This window comes from Edaphobacter flagellatus, assembly GCF_025264665.1.
Taxonomy (GTDB): Bacteria; Acidobacteriota; Terriglobia; order Terriglobales; family Acidobacteriaceae; genus Edaphobacter; species Edaphobacter flagellatus.
In genome coordinates this window covers 3,093,909-3,109,807 of record NZ_CP073697.1, presented here as the reverse complement: position 1 = coordinate 3,109,807, position 15,899 = coordinate 3,093,909, and the positions used below count along the sequence as shown (strand labels likewise).

Annotated in this window: 9 protein-coding genes; 4 read left to right on the top strand and 5 right to left on the bottom strand. The window is 55.6% G+C overall.

The window, feature by feature from the left end:
* Nucleotides 1–83: 83 nt before the first annotated feature.
* Complete coding sequence (locus KFE13_RS12990) at nt 84–2,948, bottom strand: PIG-L family deacetylase (RefSeq protein ID WP_260703538.1); 2,865 nt, start codon at nt 2,946–2,948, stop codon at nt 84–86.
* A gap of 198 nt (nt 2,949–3,146) precedes the next feature.
* Between KFE13_RS12990 and KFE13_RS12985 the strand changes: the two genes are divergently transcribed.
* The 4 genes from KFE13_RS12985 to KFE13_RS12970 all read left to right on the top strand — a co-directional run bounded on the left by KFE13_RS12985 (nt 3,147) and on the right by KFE13_RS12970 (nt 10,445).
* Nucleotides 3,147–4,376: an ROK family transcriptional regulator gene (locus tag KFE13_RS12985; protein WP_260703537.1), complete on the top strand. Its 1,230-nt coding sequence runs from the start codon at nt 3,147–3,149 to the stop codon at nt 4,374–4,376.
* A 147-nt stretch (nt 4,377–4,523) separates the two neighbouring features.
* On the top strand, nt 4,524–7,427 hold the full coding sequence (locus tag KFE13_RS12980; protein WP_260703536.1) for a TonB-dependent receptor: 2,904 nt from the start codon (nt 4,524–4,526) through the stop codon (nt 7,425–7,427).
* 77 nt (nt 7,428–7,504) lie between these two features.
* Nucleotides 7,505–9,010, top strand: a complete 1,506-nt coding sequence (gene argH, locus KFE13_RS12975) for an argininosuccinate lyase (protein WP_260703535.1) — start codon at nt 7,505–7,507, stop codon at nt 9,008–9,010.
* Nucleotides 9,000–10,445: an APC family permease gene (locus KFE13_RS12970; RefSeq protein ID WP_260703534.1), complete on the top strand. Its 1,446-nt coding sequence runs from the start codon at nt 9,000–9,002 to the stop codon at nt 10,443–10,445. The genes argH and KFE13_RS12970 overlap by 11 nt, the downstream gene beginning before the upstream one ends.
* Nucleotides 10,446–10,451: 6 nt before the next feature.
* Here KFE13_RS12970 and KFE13_RS12965 read toward each other — a convergent pair whose 3' ends face one another.
* The 4 genes from KFE13_RS12965 to KFE13_RS12950 form a co-directional block, all read right to left on the bottom strand.
* Nucleotides 10,452–11,093, bottom strand: a complete 642-nt coding sequence (locus KFE13_RS12965; protein ID WP_260703533.1) for a carbohydrate-binding family 9-like protein — start codon at nt 11,091–11,093, stop codon at nt 10,452–10,454.
* A 9-nt stretch (nt 11,094–11,102) separates the two neighbouring features.
* Complete coding sequence (locus tag KFE13_RS12960) at nt 11,103–11,438, bottom strand: cupin domain-containing protein (RefSeq protein WP_260703532.1); 336 nt, start codon at nt 11,436–11,438, stop codon at nt 11,103–11,105.
* 106 nt (nt 11,439–11,544) lie between these two features.
* Nucleotides 11,545–14,874: an alpha-mannosidase gene (locus KFE13_RS12955; RefSeq protein ID WP_260703531.1), complete on the bottom strand. Its 3,330-nt coding sequence runs from the start codon at nt 14,872–14,874 to the stop codon at nt 11,545–11,547.
* 134 nt (nt 14,875–15,008) lie between these two features.
* The gene (locus KFE13_RS12950) at nt 15,009–15,746 is read right to left on the bottom strand and encodes a HEAT repeat domain-containing protein (RefSeq protein ID WP_260703530.1); all 738 of its coding nucleotides are present in this window, start codon (nt 15,744–15,746) and stop codon (nt 15,009–15,011) included.
* Nucleotides 15,747–15,899: the final 153 nt, after the last annotated feature.

Here is a 15,899-nt window from a genome sequence, read left to right as displayed (position 1 = left end):
CCTATTGTCTTGATGTAAATCTGATTTTTGATTGCAAAAAATGCGGCGCGTGAGATCACCTACGCGCCGCTATGGAGAAAGGTTTACTTCGTTCCCGCAGGTGTTGCGGGAGCTTCTTTGCCTAGAGCAAGCGATGGGTTTTTGCCCATGCTGATGAGGTTGGCCATGATGCGGAAGGAGCCGGGAACTCCGTCGGGCATCTGGCGGAAGAAGGCATAGGCCAGGTAAACATAGGCTCCCTTGCCGTAGCGAGCGTAGAGCAGGCCGCCCTTCTGCGGGTCCTGGTCTTTGTCGTGCATCTCGGTGAGTGCGGTGTAGTGTGAATCCCACCCACGCATGAAGCCGTGACCGCGCTCCTCAACCCAGTTATCGAAGTCGGAGGTATTGATCTTGTTGGGCCAGTTGAGCACGGGATCGTTGGGAGCGAGGATGGTGACCTTGTTGTCCTCTTCGACGACCTTCTCGGGGTCGCCGGAGAGGGTGAGCGGGTAGGGGCCGTAGTTGTGGTCGTACTCCTGCGTCTGGTACTGGACAATGACGGTGCCGCCGTTGCGCGCATACTCGAGAAGACGATTGTTGAAGGTCTTGAGCTCGGGACGAGCGGCGTAAGCGCGGATGCCGAGAACGATGGCGTCGTAGTGCGAGAGGTCTGCGGATGCGATCTCGCCCGCAGACAACATGGTGGGATGGATGCCGATGTCCTGAAGCGATGTAGCGACATCGTCCCCGGTCCCCATGATGTAGCCGATGTTGAGGTTGGGCGCTGTCTTCACGTCGACGCCGGTGGTGCGGTAAGTGGCGGGACGATAGTGCGGATAGGGACGAAGACCAGGATAGCCGACGGTTTCAAAGCCCTGAGTGAATTTTTCGCCGTTGTACTCGGCGACGGCGGTAATGATGTAGGGCTTGGTTTCGACGTGCTCGGGCTGAACCTTGAAACTGAGATTCTGGTCTTCGCCTTCGCGCATGGTTGCGAAATCGGCGGACTCAGGAATGGACTTCCAGCCCTTAGGAAGATCGAGACGAACAATTCCCTTTGCTGGCCCCTTGACGGAGCTGTGCAGAGAAATGTTCAGTTCGAACGTACTACTGGCGACGGGAACAACTCCCGCATAAGGAGAGACGTTGAGCGAAATTGCCGGAGCTACAAGCAGAGGCTCAAGGACAGGGCCTTCGCCATTGACGCGATGCACAGTCTGGACGACTCCTGCGAGCTTGATCGCCACGTCTTTATATGTAACGGTTGCCGTTGCAAGTAATGGATAAGGCCGCGTTGGGAGATTGAGATAACGCGGGTCGTTGATGTCGTAGTACGACTGCTCGAGCGTGGGGCGGCTGAAGTAGGGCTTGGTGAGTTCGGCGGCGCGTGGGACAGCCACCTCGAAGGATTCGTCGCGCGCAGCTCCGGATGCGAGTTCGCCGGTAATAGAGGCTTTGGGAGTTATGCCGAAGCCAGTTCCAGCTTCGGAGACAACATCGACGGCAGAGATGGCAACGGCTTCCGTACCTTGATTGGCGACGTGGACGGCAACGGAGACTTTGTCGCCCGGGACTACAGTTTGCGAGGTGGGTGTCTGCGTGGACATATCGCCCATGGGCCCCATGCGGCCACCAGCGGCGGGACCATCGCTGGTGTTGGCCAGCAGGGCAAGGCCGAGCGACTGCTGCAGCGCAAGGTTGAACTGCTCCTGCTTGATCTTGAGCTCGTGTGTCATGTTGTAACGAGCTTCAGCAGGCAGCTTGCTCTTGGCAACCTCGTCGACAAGCGCGTTGGTCTGCGCAAGGCCCTTCGCTAGAACAGGCGCGATCGTCGCCGGATTTGCCGCATTGAAGGAGGAGATGGCGGATTCGACGGTGGCGTTGAGCGCGTTGAGCTTTTCAACCCACGGAGCCTGTTCATTCTTCGGTGCGTAGGAAGCAATACCGGCGAGGGTGACGTCGATGCCGTCGAAGAATGTCTTCTCGTGATCGGCTACAGGCACACGCGAGGCGTAGAGGTGATAGCCGCTGGAGATAGAGCGCGGAAGCGGAATGCCGATACCGCCCATCTGCGTCTTCTGCTGGTTGAGTCCCTCACGCGAGGTTTGCATGTAGGAGCTGCCAAGCATCGGGTTGTATTCTCCGATGGGAACTTCGAGTGTTGCCTTAGGCACACCTTCGATCCAGGTGTTATCGACGTAGTTGCGGAAGCGTACGGGTTCCCAGTGACCGGTGGCGTAATCGTAGATGCCTTTTTCGGTGACACGGGCGAAGGGGACGCGCGCGTAGACCTTAAGCGGCGTCCAGGGCAGCAGGCCAGCTTTGATCTGGTCGGGGAAGACCTTGGGGTCGCCAGCCATGACGTAGACCTTCTGCGCGGTGTAGCCGGCAACCTGGTGGTGGCCGTGTCCGTCGGAGACGTTGCCTGCGAAGACGCTGGTGACGACGAGAGGGCGTTGAATACGGATAGCGCGGACGGCGTCATAAAGGACGCGGTCTTCGCCCCAGGTCTTGAGCGCTTCTTCGATGGTCTTCGAGAAGCCGAAGTCGGCGACGCGTGTCCAGTACTGATGGACACCATAGTAGTTGCCTGCGCCGAGCAGCTCCTGCGTGCGGAGGGTGCCGAGCTGGTCCCAGTAGTCGGAGGTCATGACGTTCTGTCCGCCCTCGCCTCGGTTAAGCGTGAGCAGAGTGGTGTCGACGCCCTGGCCGCGACTTTCGTAAGTCAGCATTCCGCCGTCTTCGTCGTCAGGGTGTGCTGTGACCATCGCGAGCGAGGCGCGCGTGTGCAACTTCTGAAGGGTTTGCGAAAGACCAGCAGAGCCACTGTCGATCGGCAGAGGCCTTGCATAAGCAGAGCGATACGAAGTGACGGACTCCGGCTGTTGCGCAAACACGGGAGAGGCGTTGAGCGAAAGGCAGAGGGTGAGAAGCGAAGCGATGGTCCCGCGGCAGACGTCAGATCTCATGAACGAAAGGACTCCTTCTTGGTGCGTCCGTATAGTTGATGGACAGAGCGGACAAAACAGTGCAGACACTGCTTTATTTTTTGGGTGCTCTTCCCTCGAATGTTCTTTAGCTGGCTAATTGGATATCACGATACTTTTAACTTTGTAAAGATTATTAAGAAATGTAGAGTATGATGTGTCCTACGACACTGGAAGCGAATGCGAGTTAATTTCCCCCCACAAGTACTGCATGACGTTGAGGCCACCCCGTCGCGGCCATCCCATCTTCGCCAGGCAAATGCTCGCGTTCTGCTGCGGCTGCTGAAGGAGCATAATCCGTGCTCGAAGGCAGACCTTGTCCGACTGTCGGGGTTGAGCGCACCTACGGTATCGAGCGCGGTGGGATACCTGGAGTCGCTGGGACTGGTAGAGAATCTGGGCGATGGTGAATCGAGCGGCGGACGTCCACCCGAGATGCTGCGCTTCAATGCAAGCCACGGCTATGTCGCGGGAGCCGATATTGGCGGCACTCGGCTGCGCATGATTCTTGCCGACCTGAATGGCCGCGTCGTTGCACAATGGGCGACGCAATTCACCGACAAGCAGAGAACGCCGAAGGCCGTGTGCGCACTGATTCACGATGGCCTGAAGATCATGTGCCAGGAAGAATCCACCTCGATTCGCAAGGTGATGCACATTACGGCGGGTGCTCCCGGCATCACGAATGTCAATGCAGGTGTTGTCGTTTCGGCACCGAATCTGAAGGAATGGACGGGCGTTCCTCTGCGCGAGATGATCGAGCGCGAACTCGGCATCTCTGCGATGGTGGAGAACGATACGAACCTTGCCGCCGTAGGCGAATACTGGCGCGGATCGGCCACAGGCGTCGACGACTTTGTCTTCATGGCACTGGGAACGGGTGTTGGCGCAGGTATCTTTCTGCATGGCCGGCTGCACCATGGCGCGAAGTGGAGTGCGGGCGAAATTGGTTACGCCGCTGTATTGGGCCAGCCGCGCGAGGCACTGCAGGTTTATTCGCCCGGTCAGCTGGAGCGTTCGATCGGCGGCCATGGAATTGAAGCGGAGTGGCGTCGTCTGCTTGCCCGGGAACGGCGAACGGACACAGGTGCGCTGGAAAAGCTGCGCGCGACGGAAATTTTCGACCTTGCTGTGGATGGGGACCGTCTGGCTTGCCAGGTGGTGCATTACACGGCACAAATCCTGGTGGATTGCATTACCGGGCTATCGCTGGTGCTCGACCCCGGAGTCGTCATTCTGGGCGGCGGCGTCGGCTCTCACCCGGAGCTTTGTAGAGTCACCGAGAAGCTGTTGGCGCGCAATGAGTTCGCCAAACCGCAGGTTCGGTCGAGCTCACTGGCAACCCAGGCCCAGCTTCACGGTGCGATTTCTCTGAGTCTTTCTGCCACAGAAGCGCAACTGCTGGCGTAAACAGGCCGAGAATTTTCATTGACAAGCCGGCTAGTTTTTCACTAGTCTCAGGGCACCTCACGACTTACTTAACAGGTTTTACTAAGTTTTAAGCCGAAAGGCTTTGCGATCTCACAGGAAAAGCTTCAGCACTTCAGGAGGCACATTTTGTTGACCCGTCTTCGTTCTTCTCTCCTTAGCGCCGCGCTGCTTGCAGCGCTCCCAGGTTTCGTGACAACACTCCCATCGTGGAGTCAATCGCAGTCCATCAACGGCACCATTCGCGGTCAAGTGACCGATGCGAGCGGAGCTGCCATTCCAAATGCCAGCATAACCGTAACCAATGCCGAGCTTGGCTTTGCCCGCACGATCGTGTCGGAAGGCAATGGCTACTTTGTGCTGGTGAACCTTCCGCTGGGAACGTATAGCGTCTCGGTGAGCAAGGATGGTTTTTCGACGGCACGCTTCGATCAGATTATTCTGACGGCCGGTAAAGAAGCCGTGCTTGATCCTTCTCTGAAGGTTGGCAATGCATCGGAGCAGATCGATGTAAGCGCAACGATTACGAACATCGATCCGACTACGTTGAGCGTACAGCGCACGCTGGATAGCCGCGAGATCGAGAATCTTCCTCTGACCTCGAGGAACCCCTACAACTTCATCCTTTTTCAGCCTGGCGTGAGCGGCCATCCGAACCCGGAGCTTGGTATTCCGCGTACGCTGAACACCAATGGACTTCTGGACCGTATCAACTACCAGATGGACGGTATGGTGAATACGGAGAGTGACCGCATTGGTCTGCGTTTGTTTCCCATTGCCGACAGCTTTCTGAAGGAAGTACAGACAGTCTCGAACAGCTTCAACCCGGAGTATGGCTGGACCTCGGGCGACGTTTATAACGTGATCTCGAACAACGGCACGAACAGCTATCACGGCATGTTTCAGTGGATTCGCCGCTGGCAGGATGCAACAGCATATCCATTCTTCGCGAACAAGTCACAGGCAAAGCCGAATCTACAACTCCAGGATTTCGCTGTAAACGCTGGCGGAAAGATCATCAAGGATAAGCTGTTCTTCTTTGGCGCATACGAGCATGTGACGCGCGGACAACCTGCGCCAGTTACCATTACCGCAGCAAACGTTGCTGCTCTGGGGTTATCTCCTGATCAGGTCAGTGCAACTCCTGGCATGCTACATGGTAACTTCGCCACAGGACGAGGCGACTGGACAATCAATAGCAAGAACTCAATGTTTGTTCGTTACAACTACTTCAAGAACAACTTTCCCTTCAACACACAGGTTGGCGGCCTGAATGCACGCAGCACAGCGGCAGACTTTCTGGATCGCGCTCATGTCATCGGCGCTCAGCTGACATCAACCGTCAATGATCATCTACTGAATGAGCTTCGCTTCTCATGGCCATTTCGTAACAACACGCACTTCCGTGGGCCATCGGCAGGCGCCGATCCTGCCATTGTTATCTCCGGTGTGGCCAATATTGGAGCATCCAGCAATGCTGGCGATCAGTACACCGATAAAGTTCCAAGCGGAAGCGACAACGTTACCTATATTCGCGGAGCTCATACGATCAAAGGCGGGTTCAGTCTTGCAGAGTTAATCAACCGTCAGCGGCTGGTCAGCTTCAACGAATATACGTTCACGTCTCTCGCGTCTTACCTCGCAGCTAAGAACGGAACCAATCCTTACGGATACAGCCAGTTCCGCAGCCAGCAGGATCTCACCGGCATCGGTTATGCTTCGCTCTTCTTCGGAGCCTACGTGCAGGATACCTGGCAGGTAACGCCGAAGCTTTTGCTGGTCTATGGCGGCCGCTATGACCGCTTCAAAGGACCGCAATCAAATCCGAATGCTCCTTTTATCAACTCGAGAAGCTTCAATACGCCGAGCCTTAACTTCGCGCCTCGCGTTGGTGTGACCTATCGCCTAGACGACCACACTGTTCTTAAGGCTTCGGGCGGTGTCTTCTATCAATCCACGCCGACGAACCTCTGGTTTAATGCGCTCAACCTGGATGGATCGAATCGCGTCAACAGCTTTACGATTACGCAACCGGCGGGTGCAACCACTGGAACACTTGCCTTTCCCAATATTCCCGCCGCCGGCGCGACGTCACTTCAGAACGTGACGACGATTTCGCCGAAGTTCAAGAACGAGTACACGTGGAATGCAACCTTGCAGCTCTCGCACGAGTTCAGCCGCTATGACACATTCATGATCGGCTACATTCTGGCGAATGGCCGCAACCTCATGTACCTGCACAATATCAACCCCATCAATCCGACTGGGCAACTGGCAGACGGACGTCCTGTTTTCAGCTCAGCGGCTAATGCTTCGACCCGTCTGGATACTCGATTCAATCAGATTAACCAGGTAGAGTCGGGTGCGAACACGAGCTTCAATGCGTTGGTGCTGAACTATACGCGGTCACTGGCTCACGGCATTCAGATCAATGCCAACTACACATGGTCACATTCGATCTCCGATGCTCCAGAGGTAAATACCTTCGAGCAGAGCGTTGCGATCATGGATACGACGAACCGGAAGCGCGATCGTGGCAACAGCATCGTCAATCATCCGAATGCCTTCAACCTGACGGCGGTCATGGAACCGACGTTCAGCCTGAGCCATGGATTCCTAAATACATTGGCTAATCACAACATGGTCGCGCTGCTGGCGAACGTCAGCTCGGGCGATCAGCAGAACATCATCACCAATGTCTCTATCAATGGCGACTCGTCGGTTGCCTCGGTTACACGCCCGCTGTACGTAGGAAGAAATTCGTTGCGGTCCCCGAATGTTTACCAGTTCGATGGGCGTTACACGAGGACCTTCCCGAAGCTGTTTGATCGCATCGCGCCTTCGTTCCTCCTCGAGGCGAACAACCTCTTCAACCACACGAACGTTACAACCCTTTCGCCTGTACAAGCCATCGTGCAGGCAGGCAATTCGCCACTGGGCCCGATTGGAACCTCGATCGGCACGCCAACGATCACTCGTGGATCGGTGCTGGAAGCGCGCATTGTGCAGTTCGGCCTTGCGGTTCGCTGGTAGTCAACAACGGCGGCGTGAACCGATAATAGGTTTGCGCCGCCATTTTTCTGTCTTCGTGCATGTGCAGTAAAGGACAAATGATGACAACGTCGAAGTCGACGACAAAATTTCCGGCACCGGTGTACCGCGATACGGTGCTGGCTCCGGTATTTGTGGATGCAAAGCGTTATTTTCTAGGGCCACTGCTGGAGATTGAATACGCGCACACGCTGATGTTGGCGCGGCAGGGCATCATGCCCGCAGGTGAGGCAGCCCAGTGCCTGCGCGCATTGGACGCGCTGGATCGCGGCGAAATTGAGCGCGCCGAGTACGATGGAACATTTGAGGATCTCTTCTTCTATATCGAGAAGAAGCTTGCCGCTGCATGTGGCGAAGAAGTAGCCGGCAAGATGCACACGGCCCGTAGCCGGAACGATATCGACCTGACGATGTACCGGATGGTGCTGCGAGGCCGCCTGCTTGGCATGCTGACTTCACTGCTCGCGTTACGGCGACTGTTGATCGATCTGGCCTGGGAATATCGCGCGGCGTTAATGCCGGCCTATACACACAATCAGCCGGCTCAGCCCACGACGCTTGGCCATTATCTGATGGCCTATATTGAGATCCTTGAGCGCGATGCCGAGCGGCTTCGCCAGGCTTATGCGCGTGTGAATCGCAACCCGCTGGGCGCGTGTGCGATTACGACGACTGGATTCCCGATCGACAGAGGCTTTACGGAATCACTGCTTGGATTCGATGGCCTGCAGGTGAACTCGTATGGAGCGATAGCCGCCGTGGATTATGTCGCGGAGAGCTGCAGTGTGCTGGCGACTGCGATGCTAAGCCTGGGGCGGTTTACGCAGGATCTGCTCTTCTGGAGCACAGCTGAGTTTGGATATTTACGGCTAAGCGATGCTTATGTGCAGATCTCAAGCATCATGCCGCAGAAGCGGAATCCTGTCCCTCTAGAGCATGTGCGCGTCCTTGCGAGCCGCGCGCTAGTAGAGGCACAAGGCGTGCTGGGCAGTCTGCATAATACTCCGTTCGCCGATATGAACGACGCCGAGGACGATCTGCAGCCGTTGGTGTACACCGCGTTCGATGATGCCGACAGAAGTGTCCGCTTGCTAACCGGTACCCTTGGCGAAGCTGAATTCAATACTGCGCGCATGGCAGCAGCCGCTGATGGAAATTTCTTACCCGTCACCGAGCTTGCCGATACATTGGTGCGTGTGACCGGAATGAGTTTTCATGCATCGCATACGATCGTCAGTAAGGCCGTACGCGAGTTACGAGATCGCGGCTACGATGCCGATACGATGGCGCAGATCGTAGAACGCGAACTAAGAGAAACCGACAAAGCTGCTTTGATTTCTTCCGACCAGATTCGTGGCGCCCTGAGCGCAGCAAACTTCGTTGCAGTGCGCCGAATTCCAGGCGGCCCAGCAGCCGAGGCACTTCAACCGGAGATAGAGCGCGCGAAGACGCAGCTTCAGGCAGATACACAATGGTTGAGTGATACGGAACAGCATCTGGCAGAAGCAAAGGTGAAGATGAAGCAGCAATACGATTCTCTGTTGCGGCGGATACATGAAAACTGATCGTCTCCCTTTGACTGAACCCATAAAGCCAGCGAAGCCAGAGTTGCAACGTGGTCTTTCGACAATGTCCGCTCTGGGGCTGAACGTGATCGGCATGGTGGGTGTGGGCCCGTTTGTCACACTATCGCTGATCGTCGCGGCGATGGGCGGACCGCAGGCCATGCTGGGCTGGGTACTGGGTGCTGCGCTCTCACTGTGCGATGGCATGGTGTGGAGCGAATTAGGCACTACGTATCCGGAGGCAGGTGGATCGTACGCTTACCTGAAACATCTTTATGGTGAGCGTGGGCTGGGGCGAGTCTTCTCTTTTTTGTATGCGTGGCAGATTCTTTTCAGCAGCCCACTATCTATTGCATCGGGCTGCATCGGGTTTTCTCAGTATGTTTCGTTCTTTGTTCCGAACGCATCGCAGCCGATCGTTTCAGTGAAGTTACTTGGCGTTCCTTTCGTGTGGAGCGGACAGACACTGATTGCTATGGGAGCCTGTGCGCTGGCGCTGCTGGTTCTATATCGCAGCATTGTTGCGATCGACAAGATCGTACGCTGGTTGGGCTTCGTCGTCGTCCTGACGCTGGTGTTCATCATCTTTGCAGGGTTCACACACTTCGACCCGAAGATTGCCTTCGACTTCCCTCCTGGGGCCTTTGCATTGAACAGTGCCTTCTTTATGGGGCTGGGAGCAGGTCTGCTGGTCGCAGCTTATGACTACGGCGGATATTACAGCGCATGTTTTATGGGCGCCGAAGTACGCGATCCGCAGCGCACGATCCCACGCGCCGTGCTTGGATCTGTCATCATTGTCGGCTCGCTCTACCTGCTGATGAACGTCAGCGTGCTGGGCGTACTGCCCTGGCGAGAGATGGCGCAGGAGACCGGAAACACCCACGCACGCATGTTCACGATGGCTGTCTTTATGGAAAGGCTCTATGGACATACGGCTGCTGGCATCACCGTAGTCCTCATCGCCGTCGCTGCGCTGTGCTCTGTGCTGGCTTTGCTGCTCGGACAATCACGGATTCCGTTTGCCGCGGCACGCGACGGCAATTTCCCCGCCTGGTTTGGCGCAATCCATCCGAAGCTCCGCATGCCGCATCATTCGCTGCTGTGGCTGGGCGCAATCACGATGATCTGCTGCATGTTCAGATTGCAGGAGGTGATCACCGCACTGGTCGTAATTCGCATCCTCTTCCAGTTTCTGCTGCAAGGCATCGCTGTACTACTACCGAAGCACAGGCGCGAACGCAAGGTGCGCGGCTTCAGGATGCCCCTCTATCCGATTCCGGCACTCCTGGCACTCGGCGGATTTCTCTTCATCCTGTTCTCGCGCCCAAACTTTCACCGTGAGATACGGACAGCCGGCATCATTCTGCTGGCAGGGCTGATTGTGTACGCCGTGCGCAATTACATGGCGCGCAATCGAACTGCGAACGTATAGGGTGGCTTACTCAACAAGGTGCAGTGATCCAAATCGTTCAGGAACATGGAAGGTTTCGCTCATACTGGCCTGCCAGGCAAGCAACTGATGTTGTGGTCCCTGACTGCGGAAGAGATTCGCACGGAATGTCATTTCGGCGGCCACTGATGCTGCGGTGATCGCAGCAAAGGGAATGCGCATCGCGCCGTACCATGTTTTAGCTATGGAATCGATGCAAGCTGCGACTTCAAAACGTGATGTCCATGTGGGATCGCCTATACGCCGGGGCGCCTGGAGGTCGATATCCAGATCAAGCCATTCCGCCTGCGGAGAGATTTCAAATTCCTTATATCGGCCGGTGGAGTGCGAATCCGTACCGATAAAGAGCTCCGCCACGTCCCAATTCCATAGCTCGTTCGTTGCGTGACTGGTCTGCGGGTCTGGCTTCAGGTGAAGTTCCTGATAGCAGCAGATGAAGAGTAGGTACAGGTTCTTTTCAGTCCATCTGGCACGAACGCTGGTATCCATACCTGGGACCAGCTCCCCGTAGTTGTCATGACGAAACGAGACAGGTTGTGACCTGTTCCACTGTTCCGAGCGAGGATCGAGGTCAAGGGGATGATCCTGCGCGATCCGCGTAGCGTAGATTGTCGAATCGGATGACAGCATCGTGTCAGCCTATTTGATAAGTGCTCGATAATCTTCGCGCGTAGGCGTGAAGATATCGAGCACCTCGGCTGCTTCGAGCGCAGAAGCCTGATGCTCGACTCCGCCATCGACGACGAAGCTGTCGCCGGCATGCACATCGAAAACTTTTCCACCCACGTCGACGCGAATGCTGCCTTTGACGACATAAACGAGCTGATGATGCGGATGGCTATGACGCGCACCAATCCAGTCGGCATCGAAATAGTGGCGAACGAGCATGAGCTGATCGGTATTGGCGAGCACCTGACGACGCATGCCGTGTTCGGGTGTAAAGGTTTCGGGATCCTGATTGCGTACGAGACTCATTGCTCTCTCCGTAAGATGTACGTCTTCAGAGTAATTGATAAGAGCCGTGTGATTTTCAAGATGCAGCAGCTTCCAATCCACCTCCTTAAAGAAGGAGCAAGATTCGTTACTGCTTTGCGGGAGCAAGATAATCAACGCGTATCGAGAGAATTTCGTATGGAGTAATGTGCGCCGTGACCTGGCTATTCGAGATCGTAAGGGGCGAACCGATAGGCTTCTCCATCAGATTCGTCTCTGTAGCTGCTGTCGCTCCAGCGGGTACGCTGAAGATGACATCGCTTGGCTTGCCTGCCCACTCGAAGGCGCGGAAGATAAGGCCATTATCGTCTTCGGCTTTCTTGACAGCCGTCAGCACCACGTTTTCCGGAGCAACCGATGCATAGGAGTGTTCCAGTGGTAGCTCACCTGCGTGTGGTGTTACCTGCAGAGCGTGCAGCTCGTAGTTGTACTGATAGCCGCGACGCTCAGTAAGAGCCTGCTTCCAGGTTCCGGCGTGCGGATAAAGCGCGTAACTGAAGTGCTGATGACCACGATCAGCTACAGGGTCAGGCCAAGTGGGTGAACGCAGGAGAGTAAGCCGTAACGTATTGCCCACTGCATCGTAACCGTACTTAGCTTCGTTGAGCAGCGAGAATCCGTGGTGCTCATCACCAAGATCGGCCCAGCGCATCGCAGGCACTTCAAACTGTGCTTTCTCCCAGCTGTTATTGCGCGTTGTTGGACGCTCAATGTTGCCGTAGGGGATCTCGTACGTCGCCATAGGGCCTGAGGCCGCGAGCGGGAAGGCAGCCTTTACGAGCACGTGTTCTTCATGCCAATCAATGTCGTTAATGACATCCACTGTGTCTGTGCCTGCATAGAGCTGAATGTCCTGCACAAACTTCGAAGACTGCCATGTGCGCGCCACACGAATGACGGCACGCATCGGCCCCTTCTCGATCAATTCGACGGAATCGACGTTATCGATCGGCGTCATGTGATCATACGTTCCGGGATCGATGTTCCAGGCGTCATACTGCTTCGGCGTGTCTTTGAAGGTCTGCAGTTGGTTGCCGCATGCTCCTTTGGAAAGTGACTCAAAGTTCGCCTTCTTATCGTAGAGACTGGTAATGCAGCCTGTCTTCGGGTCCACCGTGATACGGATAAAATCGTTCTCCATCGTCGTACCGTTCGCCTTGATGTCGGAGGCAAAGGCTTTCTCCCCGGCAACAGCGTGGAGAACCTTGTAGCCGAGCGAAGGAACGTCCTTCACCTGCACTAGCACTTTGTAACTACCAGTCTTTGCATCGCTCGAGATGACCTTCGACGGCATAACGTTATTGTGTTCGTCGAGAAGAGAGATGCCGTTGGATGAAGCGCTCGGCAACTGCACCGAAACCGTCGTGACACCAGTATGCGGCCATGCCAGTGGATTGAAGACGAGGACAGGTGTCTCGCCCGCAGCTTTGGTGTTCACGTTTGCCGCGAGCGTGTGCAGCGCGTGCGACGAGATCGCATTGGTCTCGAGCCGAACCTGATCGAACTCGGCTTGAGCCTCTTTATAGATAATGCCGATGCCCGAGCCAGCCGCGAGATCGTGGAAGCCGTTGAAGGCGATCTTCTTCCACGCATCAGTAAGTTGCTCGGTTGGATACGGCGTACCATTCAGCCACGCCAGCGATGCATACTTTTCCGCATTGATGGTCTGCTCTTCGCTCTCGCGCATGTTACGCTTATGTTGGGCCTGCGTGGTCATAACGCCACGGTGATACTCAAAGTACATCTCGCTGTCCCATGTGGGAACACCGATCTTGCCAGGCTCTGGCTTTGGCGGGGTATACCCTTTGGCGATGGAAGCATAGTTCCACACCGGAGAGTTTGACGACAGCTTCGTCTCAATATTCGAGAAGTAGCTTTGTGCCGTGCCAAACTCAAGCTTTGGCATCACCATGCCGGGCTGCGCCCAGTGATTGCCTTCATCGAGAATGGCGCGCGTCGGACCTCCGCCATGATCGCCCACGCCATAGAGGTCCATCATATCTTCCATGCCGGGAGCACGCTCACGCGCAACCGCTAAGTCGCCGGTAAGACGAACAGGATTCAAATTGCTGTTGGCGTAATCATGCGGGAAGTATGAAAGTACCTTCGAGCCATCAGGCGACTGCCACCAGAAAAGCTTGAACGGGAGTTGGTTCGTGTCGTTCCACTGCATCTTCTGTGTCACGAAGTAATCCATTCCGGAGCGCTTGTATATCTGCGGAAGCTGCCAGTTGTATCCAAAGGAATCGGGATTCCAGCCAATGCGTACATCGACGCCATACTCCTTCTGGAAGAAGCGTTTGCCGATCAGCAGCGAGCGCACCTGCGATTCACCATCGGGCATATTGAGATCGGGCTCCACCCACATGCCGCCGACGATCTCCCAACGCCCCTCTTTAATGCGCTTCTTAATCTCTTCATTAATCGCAGGGTACTTCGTGGCAATCCACTCGTTATAGGCAGCCGCTGACTGCGTATAGGTGTAGGTTGGGTACTCGTTCATCAACTGAAGAGCCGTTGAGAAGGTTCGCTTGACGACATCGACCGTCTCGGACACCGGCCAGAGCCACGCCGCATCGATGTGCGAGTTGCCGGTAAGGTGAATCGTCGCCTGCTGCAGCATCGGGCGAAAGGTTTCCAGTTTTTGCCGCGATGCAGCAAGCGATGCATCGAACTTTGTTTGATTACCACTATCGAGCGCATTCAGATCGACCGTAGCAATCGCCTGATTCAGCGTTGCCAGATCCGCGCCTGGATCTTTCGACAGAGACGGCACCAGAAGCGTGCTCGAAAGGAACTCAAGACGCAGATCAGATGGATTCGGGCGGCCAGACGCAAACTCAATGCGCGTTGTCACACCAGAAAAGGTTTTCGTGTCGACCGTATGCAAAAGCTTAACGGCTACTAGAATCTTGTCGCCGGGCTTGGCTTGATCAAAGAGCACGATAGGCTCAAGATCATCACCGAGCGCAACGCGCCGGCCATTGAAATAGATAATCTCCGGCACAGGGCCATTTGCTCCAGCGCGAAACTGAAACCAGATGCGCGCACCGGTGAGGTCGTATCCATTGAGCGTCTTCGGAATCTCAAAAAGATGGCGATACCACACGGCCTCATTCGGTCCCTTGCTGCGTGGCTTCACCGGCTCCCATGAAGAGTCGTCGAGCAATGGGTCTTCCCCGTGGGCCAGATCACCGGGATGATAGCGCCATTCATTCGCAGAAAGCTCGCTGAGTGTTCCTAGACGCTCGATCACTTTTTGCGATTCCGGAGAGAGAGATTTGACGACCTCGCTGAGTGGCCTGGCTCCCCTTGCGAATTGTGCATGAAGAAATGCTCCCGGGGACGCAAGCATCAGCAGAGCAACGAATATTTTTACCGGAGTACGCAGCGAAAAAAGGCGGAAAGAGGCGATCAACGGATGGCTCCTTGTGTTCAGACATATATGTCGTAACGAAGGTTTAGCGCTAAAGCTGAACAGAAGGGAGTCTAACGCAAAAAAAACCCTCCGGTGAAGGAGGGGAGGAGACTGCAATGAAAGTTGAATAAAAATCAGCGTTTGAGCACCGATTCCAGATAAGCAAGCGCTCTGGGATCGCCGGATTGCCCCAGCCAGAAAAAGGCATCCTTACGAACTGCAGGATTGGAATTCGTCTCCGCTACGTGAATCAACTGCGGAACACCCTCGTCCTTTGGCAACTGGCTGAGTGCGAAGACTGCCTTCTTTTTCACCTGTTGCTCAGGATCGTTCTCAATAGCATTAGCAATTGCCTCTGAAGCTTTCTTTCCGGCTTTCTGCGCAAGCCAGAAGATCGCCTGGCCGCGCACTCCCGCATTGGAGTCGTTCTTCGCAAGCGACAGAAGCTCATCAGTCGATGCCGGATCATGGTTGATCGAGAAATCGAAGGCCAGCTTTTCACGCAGCTTCGGATCCTGCTCGCTATGAACCAGTTTTTGCAGAGCGAGCAGTCCGTCATGTCCGCGCTCGGCTGCGAGCCAGAAGGCCGCTTTCTCGCGCAGGCGAGGAGAACTGGAAGATGTCGCCATCGAGGACAGCTCCGTTGTCGCTGCAGGAGTTTCGTGTTGAGCGAGAGCAACCAGCGCACCTTCGGCCACGCGATTCTCGTTCGCCTGCTGCGTCGCGACCTGCGCGAGATAGTGCACACTGTCCTCTGGCTTGACGCCGGTAAGCCAGGTGAAAGGGACGCCTCCTGCATTCAGGCGGCAACCAGCATTGGCTGGCCTGATCTTCGTAATCGCTCCGTGATCGAGGCGGATGAGCACGTACATCTTTCCCGGCTCCGCCTTCGAGGAGTTATCCGTTACGCTGTCTCGCGATCCTTCGAGCCGATATTCACCGCAGCATCCATCGTCATTCGATCCGTATGAATCAGAACACGAAGACGAATTGTGTCGCGGAAGAGATGGAACTTCATATCCAAT